Origin of the sequence: Mycobacterium sp. (assembly GCF_032162105.1) — a bacterium.
Lineage (GTDB): Bacteria > Actinomycetota > Actinomycetes > Mycobacteriales > Mycobacteriaceae > Mycobacterium.
This window is the reverse complement of sequence record NZ_JAVRPS010000361.1, coordinates 1-17,284: the sequence shown is the minus strand read 5'-3', so window position 1 is coordinate 17,284 and position 17,284 is coordinate 1. Positions and strand designations below refer to the sequence as shown.

18 protein-coding genes and 1 tRNA gene are annotated in these 17,284 nt (G+C 68.3%); 9 read left to right on the top strand and 10 right to left on the bottom strand.

The features are described 5' to 3' along the window. Positions 1 to 68: 68 nt before the first annotated feature. Entirely contained in the window at positions 69 to 1,661 is a 1,593-nt protein-coding gene (locus tag QOC69_RS18350; protein WP_526442127.1) for a PTS transporter subunit EIIC, read from the bottom strand. A gap of 170 nt (positions 1,662 to 1,831) precedes the next feature. Here QOC69_RS18350 and QOC69_RS18345 point away from each other — a divergent pair, with 170 nt between their 5' ends. From QOC69_RS18345 to QOC69_RS18330, 4 genes are read left to right on the top strand one after another with little or no spacing between them, the layout of a single operon-like run. Beyond that, entirely contained in the window at positions 1,832 to 2,302 is a 471-nt protein-coding gene (locus QOC69_RS18345; RefSeq protein WP_526442125.1) for a PTS sugar transporter subunit IIA, read from the top strand. Next, positions 2,303 to 3,088: a glucosamine-6-phosphate deaminase gene (nagB, locus tag QOC69_RS18340; RefSeq protein WP_526442123.1), complete on the top strand. Its 786-nt coding sequence runs from the start codon at positions 2,303 to 2,305 to the stop codon at positions 3,086 to 3,088. A gap of 9 nt (positions 3,089 to 3,097) precedes the next feature. After that, positions 3,098 to 4,261 carry an N-acetylglucosamine-6-phosphate deacetylase gene (gene nagA / locus QOC69_RS18335; protein ID WP_526442121.1) on the top strand — a complete coding sequence of 388 codons (1,164 nt, stop codon included), beginning with the start codon at positions 3,098 to 3,100 and terminating at the stop codon, positions 4,259 to 4,261. Positions 4,262 to 4,270: 9 nt separating this feature from the next. Then, positions 4,271 to 4,669 carry a DUF4267 domain-containing protein gene (locus tag QOC69_RS18330; RefSeq protein WP_526442119.1) on the top strand — a complete coding sequence of 133 codons (399 nt, stop codon included), beginning with the start codon at positions 4,271 to 4,273 and terminating at the stop codon, positions 4,667 to 4,669. Here the strand turns inward: QOC69_RS18330 and QOC69_RS18325 are convergent. The 5 genes from QOC69_RS18325 to QOC69_RS18305 all read right to left on the bottom strand — a co-directional run bounded on the left by QOC69_RS18325 (position 4,666) and on the right by QOC69_RS18305 (position 10,166). Beyond that, entirely contained in the window at positions 4,666 to 5,196 is a 531-nt protein-coding gene (locus QOC69_RS18325; RefSeq protein ID WP_526442117.1) for an LOG family protein, read from the bottom strand. The two genes, QOC69_RS18330 and QOC69_RS18325, sit on opposite strands and share 4 nt — an antisense overlap. A 115-nt stretch (positions 5,197 to 5,311) precedes the next feature. Next, positions 5,312 to 7,750 carry a phosphoenolpyruvate--protein phosphotransferase gene (gene ptsP / locus QOC69_RS18320; RefSeq protein WP_526442115.1) on the bottom strand — a complete coding sequence of 813 codons (2,439 nt, stop codon included), beginning with the start codon at positions 7,748 to 7,750 and terminating at the stop codon, positions 5,312 to 5,314. After that, positions 7,747 to 8,391 carry a dihydroxyacetone kinase subunit DhaL gene (gene dhaL / locus QOC69_RS18315; protein WP_526442113.1) on the bottom strand — a complete coding sequence of 215 codons (645 nt, stop codon included), beginning with the start codon at positions 8,389 to 8,391 and terminating at the stop codon, positions 7,747 to 7,749. The genes ptsP and dhaL overlap by 4 nt, the downstream gene beginning before the upstream one ends. After that, the gene (gene dhaK, locus QOC69_RS18310) at positions 8,392 to 9,390 is read right to left on the bottom strand and encodes a dihydroxyacetone kinase subunit DhaK (RefSeq protein WP_526442111.1); all 999 of its coding nucleotides are present in this window, start codon (positions 9,388 to 9,390) and stop codon (positions 8,392 to 8,394) included. An 11-nt stretch (positions 9,391 to 9,401) separates the two neighbouring features. Next, a complete protein-coding gene (locus QOC69_RS18305; RefSeq protein ID WP_526442109.1) occupies positions 9,402 to 10,166 on the bottom strand; it encodes an MIP/aquaporin family protein in 765 nt (254 codons plus the stop codon). Between the two features lie 133 nt (positions 10,167 to 10,299). Here QOC69_RS18305 and QOC69_RS18300 point away from each other — a divergent pair, with 133 nt between their 5' ends. Both QOC69_RS18300 and QOC69_RS18295 read left to right on the top strand, forming a co-directional pair. Next, a complete protein-coding gene (locus QOC69_RS18300) occupies positions 10,300 to 11,046 on the top strand; it encodes an IclR family transcriptional regulator (protein ID WP_526442107.1) in 747 nt (248 codons plus the stop codon). A 47-nt stretch (positions 11,047 to 11,093) separates the two neighbouring features. Further along, a complete protein-coding gene (locus QOC69_RS18295; RefSeq protein ID WP_526442105.1) occupies positions 11,094 to 11,765 on the top strand; it encodes a hypothetical protein in 672 nt (223 codons plus the stop codon). Here the strand turns inward: QOC69_RS18295 and QOC69_RS18290 are convergent. From QOC69_RS18290 to crcB (QOC69_RS18275), 4 genes are all read right to left on the bottom strand, one after another. After that, entirely contained in the window at positions 11,762 to 11,953 is a 192-nt protein-coding gene (locus tag QOC69_RS18290; RefSeq protein ID WP_526442103.1) for a hypothetical protein, read from the bottom strand. The two genes, QOC69_RS18295 and QOC69_RS18290, sit on opposite strands and share 4 nt — an antisense overlap. Before the next feature lie 141 nt (positions 11,954 to 12,094). Continuing rightward, positions 12,095 to 13,156 carry a DUF190 domain-containing protein gene (locus QOC69_RS18285; protein ID WP_526442101.1) on the bottom strand — a complete coding sequence of 354 codons (1,062 nt, stop codon included), beginning with the start codon at positions 13,154 to 13,156 and terminating at the stop codon, positions 12,095 to 12,097. Then, positions 13,153 to 13,518: a fluoride efflux transporter CrcB gene (crcB, locus tag QOC69_RS18280; protein WP_526442099.1), complete on the bottom strand. Its 366-nt coding sequence runs from the start codon at positions 13,516 to 13,518 to the stop codon at positions 13,153 to 13,155. Before crcB (QOC69_RS18280) ends, QOC69_RS18285 begins: the two co-directional genes overlap by 4 nt. Beyond that, complete coding sequence (crcB, locus tag QOC69_RS18275) at positions 13,515 to 13,913, bottom strand: fluoride efflux transporter CrcB (RefSeq protein WP_526442097.1); 399 nt, start codon at positions 13,911 to 13,913, stop codon at positions 13,515 to 13,517. Before crcB (QOC69_RS18275) ends, crcB (QOC69_RS18280) begins: the two co-directional genes overlap by 4 nt. Positions 13,914 to 13,984: 71 nt before the next feature. On the opposite strand from crcB (QOC69_RS18275), the gene pgm reads away from it, so the two are divergent. The 3 genes from pgm to QOC69_RS18260 all read left to right on the top strand — a co-directional run bounded on the left by pgm (position 13,985) and on the right by QOC69_RS18260 (position 17,046). Continuing rightward, positions 13,985 to 15,619, top strand: coding sequence for a phosphoglucomutase (alpha-D-glucose-1,6-bisphosphate-dependent) (gene pgm / locus QOC69_RS18270; RefSeq protein ID WP_526442095.1), 1,635 nt, complete (start codon positions 13,985 to 13,987; stop codon positions 15,617 to 15,619). Then, the gene (locus QOC69_RS18265; RefSeq protein WP_526442093.1) at positions 15,616 to 16,917 is read left to right on the top strand and encodes an MFS transporter; all 1,302 of its coding nucleotides are present in this window, start codon (positions 15,616 to 15,618) and stop codon (positions 16,915 to 16,917) included. The genes pgm and QOC69_RS18265 overlap by 4 nt, the downstream gene beginning before the upstream one ends. A 56-nt stretch (positions 16,918 to 16,973) precedes the next feature. Then, positions 16,974 to 17,046: transfer RNA gene (locus QOC69_RS18260), tRNA-Ala, on the top strand. Positions 17,047 to 17,284: the final 238 nt, after the last annotated feature.

The following is a 17,284-nucleotide window of genomic DNA, read 5'->3' as shown; positions in this document are numbered from 1 at the left end:
GGGCAGGTGCCCTACCGGGTAGCTGCAAGCCGCTGCCTCTCCCGTCGCTTCGCTCGCCCCGAACGCAATTAAAGGATGTCGATGATGTCGTTCTTCAGGGCCTCGGCCTGAGTGCCGAACACCGCTTGGACGCTGTTGCCGACCTCGATGACACCCGCGGCTCCGAGACTCTTCAGGCGAGCCTGATCCACCTTGCTCGTATCGGCGACCTCCATGCGCAGGCGCGTGATGCACGCATCGACGTTCACCAGGTTCTCCCGGCCACCGAATGCCGCGATGATCTGCTCGGCCTTGCTGTCGGCCGCGACGGCGCCGGGTGCGGTCACCGTCGCGGTCGGGACGGCGGATCCGCCCGCCGCCGTGGAGGTGACGGCATCGGTACCGGCAGTGAGATTCGCTGCCTCCTCGGCCTCGAACTCTTCCTCGGGTTCCCGGCCGGGCGTGCGCATGTTCCACTTCGTGATGGCGAACCGAAACAGCACGTAGTAGAGGACGGCGAACACGGCGCCCATTCCGATGAGCAGCCAGATGTTCTTTGCCGCCGGCGCTCCGCTCCACAGAATGAGGTCGATCAGCCCGGCGGAGAACGAGAAGCCCAGGTGTATGTCGAGCAGGTAGGCGATGGCCAGGGATAGACCCGTCAGCAGCGCGTGGATGACATACAGCGGGAACGCGACGAACATGAACGCGAATTCGAGTGGTTCGGTCACGCCGGTGAGGAACGCCGTCAGCGCCGCTGCCGACAGGATGCCGACCGCGATCCTGCGCTGCTTCTTGTTCGCCACATGGATCATGGCAAGCGCGGCGGCGGGTAGCCCGAACATCAGGATGGGGTAGAACCCGGACGTCAGGAGCCCAGCGGACGGGTCGCCTGCGGCGAATCGGGTCAGTTCTCCGGTGACGACCTTTCCGCCTTCCGGGGGTTGGTAGTCCCCGTAGAGGAACCAGATGTAGGAGTTGGGGATGTGGTGCAGGCCGAGCGGGATCAGCATCCGGTTGGCGAACCCATAAATGAAAGCGCCTAATGCTCCGCTTCCGCCGATGAACTTGCCGAGGCCGGTCAGCCCGGAGTCGAAGATCGGATAGAAGTAGCTCATCGCGAACCCGAGGAACAGACAAGCCACCGACACCACGATCGGGACGAAGCGCCTGCCCCCGAAGAATCCGAGGTACGAGGGCAATTGAATGGTGTGATATCGGTCGAAGAGCCACGCAGTCAGCAACCCGACGAAGATTCCGGCGAGCACGCTGTAGTTAATCAGGGCCTGGTCGCCGTTCTTGTCGACCTCGCCGGCGAGCACGATCGGCGACATCGTCTTGAACACGGCTTGCACCACTAGGTAGCCGACGACGGCGGCTAGCGCGGTCGAACCGTCGGCCCTCTTGGCGAATCCGATCGCGACGCCGACGGCGAACAGCAGCGCAAGATTATCGAAGATGGCGCCGCCGGCCGCGCTCATCGCCTGGAAGAACGGGCCGATCACCGGGGCCTTGATGCCGCCCAGTAGGTCGGGCTGGCCCAGCCGGAGCAGGATTCCCGCCGCGGGCAGCACGGCGATCGGCAGCATGAGGCTCTTGCCCAGCCGCTGCAATTGTGCGAAGCCGGGAATGCGCAAGCCCGACTTGGCCTGCGTTCCTTGCGGTTTCGTGGTATCGCTCATTTCTGGTGCCTCTCCTCTGCCGCAGAACGTCGCCCGCCGTGGAAGCTCTGCGGAAGCTTAGACGAGAACGCGTGAACGTGAGACCCTCTTGCCGGCACGCTCGTATTGTTGGTGCGCACGGCTCGGAGAAGACCGGACGAAATCGTCTTTCAAGCAGGGAGTCACTGATCGTGAACACGACGCAAGTTCTCGCCCCCGTCGCAGGGCGGGCGGTTCTGCTTCAGGACGTCCCCGACCCCGTGTTCTCCCAGGGCATGGTGGGCTACGGTGCTGCCATCGACCCCCCGCGCGGGGTGGTCGACGCGGTCGCCCCGGTCAGCGGCAAGCTCCTGAGGTTGATGCCGCATGCGTACGTCGTCATGACCCCGGACAACGTGGGCGTTCTGGTCCACCTGGGCCTTGACACCGTCGCGTTGAAGGGCGAGGGTTTCACGGCGCACGTCAGCCAGGGCGACGACGTCACCGCGGGTCAGCTGATCATCACCTACGACGTCCCGGCGATCGAGGCCAAGGGGCTCAATCCCATCGTCCCGGTTGTGGTCATGGACGAACGTGAATCCGGGAACGTCGTTCCGTCCGATGCGGTCACCGTGGGTGCGGACATCGCTTCAGGCGCAGGCCTTTTCACTGCCAACAAGTAAATGGAAGTCGTCATCCTGGCAGACGCCGAGGAGATCGGCGGAATCGCCGCCGACGCGATCGGCGCGCTGCTCGGGCGCAAACCGGCCGCGGTCCTTGGCCTCGCGACCGGGTCGTCGCCGCTGGCGGTCTACGACGCACTGGCGGCGCGCTGCGATGCCGGGTCGATCTCCTTCGCCAACGCCCGCGGCTTCACCCTCGATGAGTACGTCGGCCTGCCCGCCGACCATCCCGAGCGGTACCGCACCGTCATCGACACCGTATTCGTGTCCCGGGTCGACTTCGCGCCAGGCGCAGTGCAGGGTCCCGACGGCCTGGCCGCCGACATCCCGGCCGCATGTGCGGCCTACGAGAACGCGATTCGCGGCGCGGGCGGCGTCGATCTCCAGATCCTCGGGATCGGCACCGACGGGCACATCGCGTTCAACGAGCCGGGATCCTCGCTGGCGTCGCGGACCCGGATCAAGACGCTGACCAGGCAGACGCGGATCGACAACGCCCGCTTCTTCGGCGGCGACGTCGAATCGGTGCCCACGCACTGCCTGACCCAGGGTCTGGCGACCATCATGGAGGCACGGCACGTGATCCTGGTGGCGACCGGTCGCCGCAAGGCCGAAGCCGTGCACCACCTGGTCGAGGGCCCGGTCAGCGCGTTGTGGCCGGCGACCATCCTGCAGCACCACCCGCATGTGACGGTACTGCTCGACGACGCCGCGGCCCGCCGGCTTCAGCTCGTCGACTACTACCGGGAGACGTACCGCTCCAAGCCGGACTGGCAGAGCATCTGAGGTGACACCATGTTGATCACTGCTGACACCCTGCTCACGGGCCGAGAACTGTTGCGACCCGGGTGGATTGAGGTGTCCGAAGAGACCGTTCATGCGGTCGGTGCGGGCGCTGCACCCAGGCCCGCGGACCGCGATCTTGGCGCGGCGACGGTGGTGCCGGGCTTCGTCGACACCCATCTGCACGGCGGAGGCGGGGCGAATTTCTCCACCGCGTCGACCGCCGAGACGTCGACCGCCGTGGCACTGCACCGCAGGTACGGCACCACCGCGATGGTCGCCTCGCTGGTCACCGCAGGCCGGGCCGAATTGCTGCGCCAGGTCGGGGAATTGGCCGGAGACGTACGTTCCGGCTTGCTCGACGGGATCCATCTGGAGGGGCCGTGGCTATCCACCAAGCGGTCCGGTGCCCACCAGCCGTCCCTGATGCGCGACCCGGATCCCGGCGAGATCGACCGTGTTCTCGACGCGGGCGATGGGACCATTCGCATGGTCACGATCGCGCCGGAACGCGACGGCGCCCTCGCGGCGATCCGGCAGATCGTCGACGCGGGTGTGGTGGTGGCCGTCGGGCACACCGAAGCCACCTATGAGCAGACCCTGGCGGCGATCGACGCTGGCGCAACGGTGGGCACACACCTGTTCAACGCGATGCGTCCGATCGATCGCCGCGAGCCCGGTCCGGTCATTGCGCTCCTCGAAGAACCCAGGGTGACCGTCGAACTCATCACCGATGGCGTGCACGTCGATCCCGCGATCTATCGACACGTCACCCGCAGCGCGGGACCCGACCGGGTGTCGCTGGTGACCGATGCGATGGCGGCGACCGGAATGGCCGACGGGGTGTATCACCTCGGGCCGTTGGCAGTGGACGTCGTCGGCGGGGTGGCGCGGGTGTCCGGAACCGACACCATCGCAGGCAGCACCGCGACGATGGACCGGGTTTTCGGATTCGCCGTCACCCACGCTGGGCTGCCCCGCGACGAGGCCCTGCTGCAAGCTGCGGGTCAGGCGTCGCTCAATCCCGCACGGGCGTTGGGTCTGCCGTCTGCGGGGCTCGTCGAAGGGGCGAGCGCCGACTTGGTGGTGCTGGACGCAGAGCTCGCCGTCACGGGTGTGCTGCGCCACGGGGCGTGGGTGCTCGAACCGACCTTCCATCGCGCACACACGCCTTAGGCTGCGGCCATGTCGATCGATCGTGCCGCGCTCGCGGCGGGCAGCATCCGGTTCGCCTCGGGTATCTCCTTCCTCGTCGACCCAACCCGGGCGGACCGGCTCTGGGGCACCCGGGAGGAAGCGGTGGGACAGACGAAGTTGCTCCTGCACTCGATGGGTTACCGCGACGCCTTGATCGGCGGACTGCTGATCGCGACGGCGTTGCGCGGCCGGGACACCCGCGGCTGGTTCCTCGCATCCGGTGGGGCCGACGCGGCCGACCTGCTCGGCGGGCTGCGCGTGCACAACGAGTTGACGCGCTCACAGCAGCTCGTCGGCCTCGGCGGCGCGATCGTCGGTGTCGCCGTCGGACTCTGGGGCGGCACGCGACGACGCACGCGGGACGCAGCCGAGATCCCCGCGCGCTAGACCACCTCTTCGAGATGGGCTAGGACATCGGCGCCGTCGTCGGCGAAGTAGACCAGTTCGGCCAAGCGCACCGGCAGGAATCCGTCGTCGTCCATCCGCCGGAGCTGGGTGGTCAACCCGTCGTAGAAGCCTGCCGTGTTCAGCAGTACGACCGGCTTCTCGTGAAGCTTGTGCTTCCTGAGCTCGAGGATCTCGGTCGCCTCGTCCAAGGTGCCGAGGCCGCCGACCATCACGACCACCGCATCCGACGCTGCAATCAACAGCGCCTTGCGTTCGGCGAGATCCTTGGCGAACACCATCTCGTCGGCGTCCGCCCTGGCCATCTCCCGGAAGAGCTCGACCGAGACTCCGACGAGCCGCCCTCCGGTCTCCTGGACTCCGTCGGCGACGACCTTCATCAGCCCGGTGTCGGACCCGCCCCACACCAGGGTGTGGCCGCCCTTGCCGATGGCCTCGGCGAACTCACGGGCCGGCCGGGTGTAGCGCTCGTCGAGGTCGGCGGCGGACAGGAAAACACAGATCTTCATGGCGTTCGGTCGCTTTCAGGGGGTGATCGGCGCGAGCGGATCAATCATCGACCACCGTGATGATGCCCGTTGGGGCGCGCTGGACGCACTGTGCAGGGTGATGCCGCAGCCGACGTCAGCCCAATCGTTCCCGCACGGCGGCCGCGCCATCTGCCGACAGCACCTCTTCGGCCAGCCGGCGCGCCTCGCCGGTGTCCACGGCGCGCGCGGCCTCCTTGGTCGCCGGTATCGCAGGCGGCGTGACGGACAGCGCGTCGACGCCCATCCCCAGCAGCAGCGGGACGGCGCGCCCATCGGCGGCGAACTCACCGCACACCGACACCGTCGCGCGTCCCGTAGCGCCCTGGCAGGTGGCCCGCACCAACGCCAAGAGCCCAGGATCGAACGCGTCGCCGATGGTGGCGACGGCATCGTTGTTGCGATCGGCCGCCAGCGCGTACTGGGTGAGGTCATTGGTGCCGATGGAGAAGAAGTCGACGTGCCGCGCGAACGCCGCGGCCTTGAGTGCCGCCGCGGGGACCTCGACCATCATGCCGACCTGCAGGCCCGCCGGCCGGTTTCGACCGCTGCGCGCGATCGCCTCGTCCAGCAGCCGGCGCCCGGCGAACAGTTCGTCGAGTGTGCTGATCATCGGGAACATCACGCTGACCGGGGTCTGCTCGGCCAGCCGCACCATCGCCAGCAGCTGGTCGGCCAGCAGGTCCGGATGAGCCAGCGACAGTCGGATGCCACGCACCCCGAGGAACGGGTTCGCCTCGGCGGGTGTGGGCAGGAACTCCAGCGGCTTGTCTCCGCCGACGTCGAGCGTGCGCAGGGTGATCCGGCGTCCGTCCAGCGATTCGGCGATCTTGCGGTAGACCGCGAACTGCTCCTCGACGTCGGGGGCGTCCTGGCGGCCGAGGAAGAGAAACTCGGTGCGCACCAGGCCGGCGTTGTCGGCACCCTGCGCCGCCGCCGCCCGCGCGTCGTCGACCGAGCCGATGTTGGCGCCGACCGCGACGGTCACTCCGTCGCGGGTCACCGCCGGCTCGGCAGCGTGCGCTTGCGCGTCGCGTTGACGCTGCGCGAGCGCAGCGACCCGGGCCGCGAAGTCGGCCCGCACCTTCGGCGGCGGGTCGACGACGAACTCACCGCGGGCTCCGTCCACCGCGACAATGGTGCCGTCGGGAATCGCCAGCACGGTGGAGCCTCCGCCGACGATCACCGGAATTCCCTTGGCTCGCAGCAGGATCACGTTGTGTGCGTGTGGGCTGCCGAACGCCAGTAGCACGGCGGCCACCTGCTTGGGGTCCAGTTCCGCAGCTTCGGCCGGGGTCAGGTCGGTCGCGATCAGCACCCCCGCGAAGGGCGACGTCGTCGTCGCGGTGCCGAGCATCGCGCGCAGTACCTGCTCGCCGACCGCATTGACGTCCTCTGCTCTGGCCCGCAGATACGGGTCGGGCATGTTGGCGAACTCGGCGGCCAGCTCCCGAACGGCCGCCGACCAAGCCGCAGGGGCGGACATGCCCCCGTCGATGCGTTCCCGCACGACGGTGAGCAACGCGTCGTCATCGAGCAGCAGTTGGTGGGCGTCGAAGATCGATGCTTCGGCCTCGCCGACCTCGCGGGCGGTTCTGGTGCGCAACTGGCTGATGGTGCGTCGCACCGTGGCGATCGCCTTGCTCAGCCGACGCCATTCGGCCGCGGGTTCCTCGGCGGGTACGTCGGGTACCTCGATCGGGCCCAGTCGTGCCGAGCGTGCCGGCCCGATTCCCAGGCCGGGTCCGGCGCCGATCGGGACATGCGCCACAGTCGGTTCCGCGATCGCGGCGGACGCGGTCAGAGACTCGTCGAAGTTGCGTCCGGCCAGCGCCAGCACGTGGTCCAGCGTTTCGGCGGCCTGGCTGCCCGAGACCCGCACCTCGACCTCGTCGCCGCACCGAACCCCCAACGTGGCCAGCTTGGACAGACTGCCTGCGTCCACCCACGCAGAGTCGTTGCTGCGGTTGCGGATCCGTGCGCGGGCGTCGCGGCGGCGCACCTCCTGCACCAACCGCGCGGCCGGCCGTGCGTGCAGGCCATGCGGATTGGCGACGACGAATGCGCCCGTCACCTCGTCGCCGCCGTCGGGTTCGTCGGCCACCACGGCCACCGGTGCGTGCCCGAGGTGGCCGATCTTTCCCGCCAGTGCCCCGGTGGCTTCGGCGGCGACCTCGTCGATCGAGGCTCCGCCCGCCGCGGCGACCGCCGCCACGACCAGCCCTTCGACTAGGGGAGCCGGGCACAGCCGGACCCGATCGCGGACGTCGTCGTCGAGCAGTTCGCAGGCGAGTTCGGCCGACAGCACTGCGCTGCCGAGGTCCATCAGCACCACCACACCGTCGCCATGGTCGGCGGCAGTGATCGCATCGACGATCGCCGCCGCGTCGGTGCCGAACGTGGTCTCGTCCAACCCGGCGGCAACGCCGATGCGAATCTGCTTGCCGTGCAGCATCTCCTGGGCGAGTGCGACTGCCGCCCTGGCCAGTGCCCTGCTGTGCGACACGACGACGAGGCCGACGGGCATCGTGCTCATCCGCCCGCGAAGGCGGTTGCCGCGGCGGCCATCAGCATCGCCGACGACGTGGCGCCCGGATCCTGGTGACCGACACTGCGCTGCCCGAGGTAGCTGGCCCGGCCCTTGCGCGCAACCATCGATTCGGTTGCGTCGCGGCCGTTCTGGGCGGCGGTGGCGGCGTCCGACAGGGCCGCCGACAGCGCGGCGCCCGAGGCCAGGGCGGCGTCGAGCGCGTCGAGTGCGGGTGCGAGCGCGTCGTACATGGTCTTGTCACCGGACTCGGCGCGCCCGCGTTGCACCACGCCCTCGACGCCGGCGCGGAGGGCCTTGGCGAAATCGGTGGCGGCCACGGTGTCCGACGTACCCAACGGCGGAGCCATGCGCAGGAAGAACGTGCCGTAGAGCGGTCCGCTCGCACCGCCGACCGACTTCACCAGCGTCATGCCGACCTGTTTGCACAGCGCGGACATGTCGGCGGGTGCCGCCTCGTCGAGAGCACTGAGCACCGCGGTCATGCCGCGCTCCATGTTGATGCCGTGGTCGGCGTCGCCGATGGCCGCGTCGAGGTCGCTAAGCAACTGCGCGTTTTCGCCTATCGCCCTGGCGAATTCACGGATCCACGCGGTTAGCGTGTCCAGATCGACAGACTGGTGGGTCATTCAGCATCCTCTCCGCAGTGCGGCCGTGTTGACCGGGTGGTCCCACAGCCGGAGCATCTCGTCGTCGGCACGCAACAGCGTCACCGAGCAGCCGGCCATGTCGAGGCTGGTGATGTAGGGCCCAACCAATGAGCGGGCGATGCGGATGCCGGCCTTGTCTAGCATCGCGGCGTACTCGGCGTACATGACGTACAGCTCGATCAGCGGCGTGGCGCCCATGCCGTTGACGAAGAGGATCACCCCGTCGTCGCCGGAGAAGTCGAGGTCGGTTAGGACGGGATCGAGCATCAGCTCGGCGACGGCGCGGGCGGGCTGCATGGGCAGGCGCTGTCGGCCCGGTTCGCCGTGAATGCCGACGCCGACTTCGATTTCGGTGTCGGATAACTCGAACGTGGGATGGCCGACCGCGGGCACCGTGCACGAGGTCAGCGCGACGCCCATGCTGCGCGACGCCGCGTTCGCCCGGCGGGCGACGTCGGCCACGTCCGCGAGGCCGCGTCCCTGATCGGCCGCCGCGCCTGCGATCTTCTCGACCAGCACGGTGGCACCGACGCCGCGCCTGCCCGCGGTGAAGGTGCTGTCCTGCACCGCGACGTCGTCGTCGACGAGGACCGATTCCACCGTGATGCCCTCGGCGTCGGCCAGTTCCGCGGCCATTTCGAAGTTCATCACGTCGCCGGTGTAGTTCTTCACGATGTGCAGCACGCCGGCGCCACCGTCGACGTTCTTGGTCGCTTCGAGCATCTGGTCGGGTACCGGCGAGGTGAAGACCTCACCGGCGCAGGCGGCGTCGAGCATGCCGCGTCCGACGAATCCGCCGTGCAGCGGCTCGTGCCCGGAACCGCCACCGGAGATCAACCCGACCTTGCCGGTGACCGGCGCGTCACCGCGGTAGATGATGCGGTTGGTGTGGTCGATGCGCAGCCCGGGGTGGGCGATCGCCATCCCGCGCAATGCCTCGCTGATCACGTCGGCCGGATCGTTGATGAGTTTCTTCACGGGTCGGCTCCTCAGGCTGCAGCGGTGGTTTGGACGGCGGGGGCGGGTACGGCCTCCGGGGCCGCGTCGGCGCGGGTGCGGGAGATCGCGACGTAGGCCAGCGCGGCGAGCACGCCCGCAAGCAGCTCGGCGGCCAGGTAGACCGGCAGCTGGTTCCACGAGACGGAGCCGCCTGCGAGCTGTTGGACGAGCATCGGCCCGAACGTGCGGGCCGGGTTGATCGAGGCGCCGGTGGTGGGTGCCACCGGAATGATCGCGGCGAATACGACCAGGCCGATGGCGACGCCTGCGAAGCCGGCGGAGGCCTTGCGGTGTATCACGCCGAACACGGTGAACACGAGAATGAACGTACCCACGAATTCGGCGAAGAACGCCTGTACCGCACTGACGTCTGCCGAATACGTGGCGACCCCGAGGCCGGCGTCGCGGGCGGCGGTGCCGAGTACGCCGATGATGGCCGCCGCTCCGATGACCGCACCGACGGCCTGGGCTGCCATGTAGGCCGGCACCCGTGACCACGGGAACTTGCCGGTAACGGCCAGCCCGAGGGTGACGGCGGGGTTGATGTGGTTGCCGGAGATGTGCCCGAGCGCGTACACGGTCGCCACGACCACGGTGGCGAAGGCGAACGAGATCATGCCAAGGTCGGCCATCGTGAAGGGCGCATCACCGTTGACGATGATCGTCGCGGGGACCGACCCCACGCCGATGAACACCAGGAACGCCGTACCGAGCACTTCGGCGGCGAGTTTTTGGATGATCGAAGGCTCGTCCATGCTTGCTCTCCCTTGAGTGTCGATCGACTATCTCGGATAGCATTCGACATTATCGAATGTGATCTGGACCATACGCTTATGCTTCGAGGGTCACAAGACCGGATTTCGCGTGATCGAGGAGAGGCGGGACCAGATGATCCAGGCCGTTGACCGCGCGCTGCGCATCCTCACGGTGCTGCAGGGCGGTCGCCGGATGAGCCTGGGTGAGATCGCCGCCGCGATCGACCTGGCTCCGTCCACCGTGCATGGGCTGGTCCGCACGCTGTTGGCCCACGGCATGGTGGGCCAAGAGCTGGATTCGGGTCGCTACCGGCTCGGGCCGGCCACGCTGCGTCTGGGCAACGTGTACCTGGACACCCTCGAACTGCGCTCGCGGGTTGCGATCTGGACCGAAGGACTGGCGCGACGGACCGGCTGCGCGGTGCGCACCGGCGTGCTGCTCTTCGACGAGGTCGTGGTGGTCGCCCACGAACCGCGTCCGGACGGCACCCGCCAGATGCCCGAGGTCGGGATCGTCATCCCCGCCCACGCCAGCGCGCTTGGCAAGGCCCTGCTTGCGTTCGGATCGGACTACAAACCAGACGAGTTGCGCAGCATGACCGGCGAGACGGTCACCGATCCCGCCGTGCTGGCCGGTCAACTCGAGCAGGCCCGCTCGACCGGGATGGCCACCGAGGTCGAGGAAGCGGTGCTGGGTGAATGCGCAGTGGCTGCAACGGTTTTCGACTCCTCCGACGAGGCCACCGGAGCGATCGGACTGGTCGTGCCTGCCGCACGCTGGCCGCTGGCGCCCGATGCGATCGATGCGCTGCGTGACACCGCCCGCGCCGTGTCACGCGAGCTGGGCGCGCCGGTATGGCCGCCACGCCGGTATCACTGACGGTCGGTCGGGCGCGGGTATTGGCCCCGCGGTGGCATCCTGGCCATGTGGGATTGATATTCCGCCTCGCGGAGCTCCTGATCGTCCTCGTGCCGCTGGTCGGGGTCATCATCGCCGGGTTCAGGGCATGGCAGCGGTACGCGCAGCAGTCGGCCGACTCATCGCCAACGCCCTACGACGACGTGACGGCCGCGCCAGTGGATCGCACCACCACGACCCCCGCCGCGCAATGGCGGGCCATCACCCGCACCCTCGACGAACACGCCCGCATCGACGAGCGCTGGCTGGACTACGAGCTGGACGTCACCAAGCTGCTCGACTTCCCGCTCATGACCGACATGCAGGATCCGCTGATGACGAGCTTCCACAAGGCGAAGCTGCGCGCCGACGTCCTGCGGCCTGCGAAGGCCGAGGACCTGGTCGACGACAGAGCATCGGCCGAGCGCTACCTGAGCGCCGTCGAGGATTACGTGACGGCCTTCAACACCGCTGAGTCCGAGGCGATTCGCCGCCGTCGCAGCGACTTCTCGCGAGAGGCGCGGCAGCGGATCGCGCGTGCGCATAGCCTGCTGCGGGTGGCGTCCGACGTCAGCGCGACACCGCAGGAACGCGGGCACGCCTACGAGGTGGCGGCGCGGGAACTCGACGGCGTCATCGTGCTGCCCGCCACGACGCGCGCCGGGATCGAACGCGGGATCGCCGGGGAGATCGACGGTTAACCCGGTCCTTTGAGGCCGGCGACGAAGGCCAGCAGGCGGGGATCCTCAGAGGTGAACCGGTCGACCTCCTCGCCGCCGTCACACCGCATCAGCGCGATCGTCACACCTCGGGCCGTCCGCGCGACCACCTGCCACGTGGCTCCGGCGTCCTCCCACCGGACGAGCTCGGCAACGCGATCGCGGTCCACGCTTCCCAGGATTCCACGACGGCGGTCATGGGCTGCGGCCGCGGGCAGTGGGCACCCAAGTCGACTGAGTAGATAGGCAAACCTACCCTTAGTTGGTCACCACAAGTAAAGGTAGCTAGGCTTACTTCATGGTGCTAAGGGTCACGGATCGAAGCGTCCGAGCGCGGTGCCGCCGCGTCGTTCGCCGCCGTCGATCGACACCAGCGCGGGCACCCGTTCGGCGGTGACGACACCGTGGCGGGTGGTCAGCTCGTCGATCACGTCGAAGGCCGCGGCGATGCGCTCAGGGCTGTCGACGACGATCGTCGTCACTGGCACCTGGCGTCCGAGCTGAATCAGCTTGTCTCCCTGTGGCGGGTGGTCGCCGTGAAAGCCCCAGACCCCGCGCAGCACCGTGACCCCGCGACTTTCGGGCGTGCCTTGAAGCCGACGAACGATCGCACGATGGATCGGTTCGCCGTCGTCCAGAGTGGCCTCCGAGGTGTAGACCATCAGCTTCTGCCAGAGCGCCCGACCGTCGCCGTCGGTGGCCGGCAATGCCGCGGGTCGGGTCAGCAGTTGCCCATCCCGCTTGCACAGCTGGGCGCGCTCGACCGTCACCAGCGGATCGCGCAGCACGAGCTTGAGCTGTGGCAACACCTCGGCTACTCGTGCGCCGGCGCCAACGGCGATGATCATCACGGGTACGGTGGCGTTGCGACTGAAGAAGTGCGCGCGGTGCCGTTGTCCGCGGGTCGTACCGTCGACGCCGAGAAACACTGCGGCACTGGCAAATCCGTGGTGATACAACAGGTCGCACACCGTGCGATGGGCGGGGCGCCCGGATACTCGCTCTTGGCGTCCGACGTAGACGGTGAGCTTGGCGGTCTCGGGTATCACCGGTGTCGACGGTCCGGCGAGACGAGCACGTTCAAGGGTGACGAGCCCGCGGTTCATCAGCCCGACCGCGCGCTCGGCCAGCCCAGCCATCTTCTCGGCGGTGTCGACCGCGGCGATGGCGACGGGGAGGTTCTCCGACATGCTCAGCGACTGGTCGCTACGCAGCTCGTGTCGCGGGCCGAATCCGGCCATGCCGCGCAGGACCACGCTGGTCGCCACCGAGTTCTCGGCGTAGAGGTCGAGCAACTCGTCGGAGACGAAGCGTTTCCCGTGGCGCTGTCGTTCAGCGAAGTAGCTGGTGAGCTTGAGGATGTCGTCGCTCATAGCGCGCTCCCGATCCACAGTCCGAGCCACGCCGCGGTCAGCCCGAGGATCACACTGACCACGACGTTCGCGAGGGCCCCGAACAACTGCCGCTCCTCGGCCAGCCGCTGCGTCTCCAGCATCCACGTGGAGAAGGTCGTGTACGAGCCGACGAACGCCGTGCCCGCCAGGAGTGCGACGTGCGGGCTGAACGCCAGGCCGCCGAACAGCCCCAGGAGCAACGCGCCGCTCAGGTTCACCGCCAGCGTGCCGAACGGGAACCGACCGCCCACCCGCGCCGACACCGCGCGATCGACCAGGAAGCGCAGCACCGCGCCGAAACCGCCGATGACGAAGACACCCGCCCAGACCGCCGCCGTCATCGCCGAATCCGCACCCGGCGCACCAGCACGGTGGCGAGGTAGACGGCGAGCAGGCCCGCGGCGATGCTGGCCGCGGTATAGCCGATCGCCAGGCCGTAATGCTGATGTTCGAGCATCCGGACGGTCTCGACCTGCATGGTGGAGAACGTCGTCAACCCGCCGCACAGCCCGGTGCCCAGCAGCGGGCGCCGGTAACTCGACACCGGCAACCTCTCGAGCAGTCGCGTGGTGAAGTACCCGAGCAGGAAGGCGCCCATGATGTTCACCACGAATGTCGGCCACGGCCAACGACCCGGATCGCCGGCGGCAAGCGTCTCCAGCCCCGCGCGCGCAAGCGTGCCGACGGCGCCGCCAATGAACACGGCGGCCAACTCACGGTTGTCGTGACCGAACACAAGACGAAAGTATGGTGGCTAGTCTCCGAGTGCCTGACGCCGGGATTGCATCAGGAGCAGAATCTCCTAACATGGCGGCCAATCCCCGCGCCGGACAGTTGGCGCAACCAGACGACCTCATCGACGTGGCCCAAGTGGTCACCGCCTACTACACGGTGGTGCCCGACCCGGACGACGTCAATCAGCAGGTCGTCTTCGGGACGTCGGGGCATCGGGGGTCCAGCCTCGACGCGGCGTTCAACGAGGCGCACATCCTGGCCACCACCCAGGCAATCGTCGAGTACCGCGCCTCGCAGGGGACGACAGGCCCGCTGTTCATCGGCCGCGACACCCACGCGTTGTCCGAGCCTGCGTGGGTCTCGGCGCTGGAGGTGCTTGCGGCCAACGACGTGGTTGCGATGATCGACGCCGCCGACCGGTACACCCCGACCCCGGCGGTCAGCCACGCCATCCTCGCGTTCAACCGTGGCCGTGACACCGACCTGTCCGACGGCATCGTCGTCACGCCGTCGCACAACCCGCCCAGGGACGGCGGCTTCAAGTACAACCCGCCCAACGGCGGCCCCGCCGACACCGACGCGACGGGGACAATCGCCAAGCGTGCCAACGAGATCCTGCGCGGCAGCCTGGCCGACGTGAAGCGGATCCCGCTGGCGCGCGCGCTGCAGACCGCCGAGCGGCACGACTACCTCAACGCCTACATCGAGGACCTGCCGAACGTCGTCGACGTGCACGCGATCCGCGCCGAGGGAATCCGGATCGGCGCCGATCCGCTCGGCGGTGCCAGCGTCGATTACTGGGGCGCGATCGCCGAGCGACACGGGCTGGACCTGACCGTAGTGAACCCCCTCGTCGATGCGACGTGGCGGTTCATGACGCTGGACACCGACGGCAAGATCCGGATGGACTGCAGTTCGCCGAACGTGATGGCGTCGCTGACCGCCAAGATCGGGAATTTCCAGATCGCGACCGGCAACGACGCCGACTCCGACCGGCATGGGATCGTGACCCCCGACGGCGGTCTGCTCAACCCCAACCACTATCTGGCGGTGGCGATCGACTACCTGTACACCCACCGGCCGTCGTGGCCAGGGTCCACGGCGGTGGGCAAGACGGCGGTGAGCAGCTCGATCATCGACCGAGTGGTGGCCGGGCTGGGTCGCAAGCTGATCGAGGTGCCCGTCGGGTTCAAGTGGTTCGTCGACGGGTTGATTAGCGGCACAATCGGTTTCGGCGGGGAGGAGAGCGCAGGGGCGTCCTTCCTGCGTACGGACGGTTCGGTGTGGACCACGGACAAGGACGGCATCATCCTGGCCCTGCTGGCGTCGGAGATCCTGGCGGTGACCGGGTCGACGCCGTCGCAGCGGTACGAGGCGCTGGCCGAGAAGTACGGCGCGCCAACGTATGCGCGCGTCGACGCACCCGCGAATCGGGAGCAGAAGGCGCGGCTGGCCAAGCTCTCGGCGGAGCAGGTGACCGCGACCGAGTTGGCGGGGGAGCCGATCACCGCGAAGCTGACGACGGCGCCGGGCAACGGCGCGCCCCTGGGCGGGCTCAAGGTGACGACGGAGAACGCGTGGTTCGCCGCGCGGCCGTCGGGCACCGAGGACGTCTACAAGATCTACGCGGAGTCGTTCAAGGGACCCGAGCACCTCGCGGAGGTGCAGGAAGCGGCTAGAGACGTGGTGAATACAGTCATAGCGTGAGTTCCGTCGCGGAGGGTGACTGTTCGGCTTCGGAGGGCAGGAGCGAAGCGACCCGGGGAGCGACACAGCCCAAGGACCGCCTGCCCAGTGAAGTCTGGGTGCTCATCACGGCGAACGTGGTCATCGCGCTCGGCTACGGCGTCGTCGCACCCGTGCTGCCGCAGTACGCGCGCAACTTCGGGGTCACCATCAGCGCCGCGACGTTCGTCATCGCCGCGTTCGCCCTGATGCGGCTGTGCGCCGCGCCTGCCAGTGGGGTGTTGGTGCAGCGACTGGGGGAGCGCCGCATCTACCTCACCGGTCTGCTCATCGTCGCGGTCTCCACGGGGGCGTGCGCCTTCGCCCAGACCTACTGGCAGCTGCTGGTGTTTCGCTCGCTCGGCGGTCTCGGCTCGGCGATGTTCACCGTCTCGTCGCTGAGCCTGATGATCCGGATCTCACCGGCGGATGCCCGCGGTCGCGTCGCGGGCATGTTCTCCTCGGCGTTCCTGGTGGGTTCCGTGGGTGGACCAGTGCTGGGCAGTGTGACCGTGGGCCTTGGGTTGCAGATGCCGTTCGTCATCTACGGGGTCGCGCTGCTGATCGCCGCGGCGGTGGTCTTCATCCGGCTGCGGCACTCGTCACTTGCCGCACGCGAAGAGCAGAGCGAACCCGCCATCTCGGTGCGGACGGCGCTGCGCAACCCCGCCTACCGCGCCGCTCTGTTCTCGAACTTCGCGACCGGATGGACGGCGTTCGGTCTGCGCATCGCGCTGGTGCCGTTGTTCGTGGTCGAGGTGCTGGGTCGCGGCGCAGGCATGGCGGGGCTGGCACTGGCCACGTTCGCGGTGGGCAACGTGTCCGCCGTGATCCCCAGTGGCTATCTGTCCGACCGAATCGGCAGGCGCCTCCTGCTCATCTGCGGTCTGACGGTGTCGGCCGTGTCCACGGGGCTGGTGGGCTTCACGACCTCGCTGCCGGTGTTCCTGGCTGCGGCCTTCGTGACCGGAGCGGCAACCGGAATGTTCATCTCGCCGCAGCAGGCCGCCGTCGCCGACATCATCGGCAGCAAGGCCAGGGGCGGGACGGCCGTGGCGACGTTCCAGATGATGTCGGACCTCGGCGCCATTCTCGGCTCGCTGGCGGTCGGCCAGATCGCCCAGTACCTGTCGTTCTCGTCGGCGTTCGTGGTCAGCGGCGTGATTCTGCTGATCGGCGCCGTCGGCTGGACGTTCGCACCGGAGACCCACAGGCCCCCGGGAGCGCCGCCGACGCCGGCCCGTCCGCTCGGCCCTGAGGCCGGTGGCGAGGTGCCGTGACCTGCGACTTTGAACCATAACTACACGTGGTGTACCGTCGACCAGCACAACTTCACGGGGCTATGGCGCAGCTGGTAGCGCACCACACTGGCAGTGTGGGGGTCAGGGGTTCGAATCCCCTTAGCTCCACGTTGAAAACCCGTTCTGACCAGTGTCGGAGCGGGTTTTACTTGTTAGCCGGATCGAGCCGCAGGACGCCTTGTGTCCTAAATCTGTCCTACCGCTGAGGAGAAGACGTCCGCGGCTGCGGTCAGGCGGTCGTCGGTCACACGCCCATAGACGGCCTGGGTCATGCGCTCGGTATGGCCGTGCCAGGCGGCAACCACATCGGCGGCGATGCCTGCCGCGCGCATCCGTGAGATGTTGC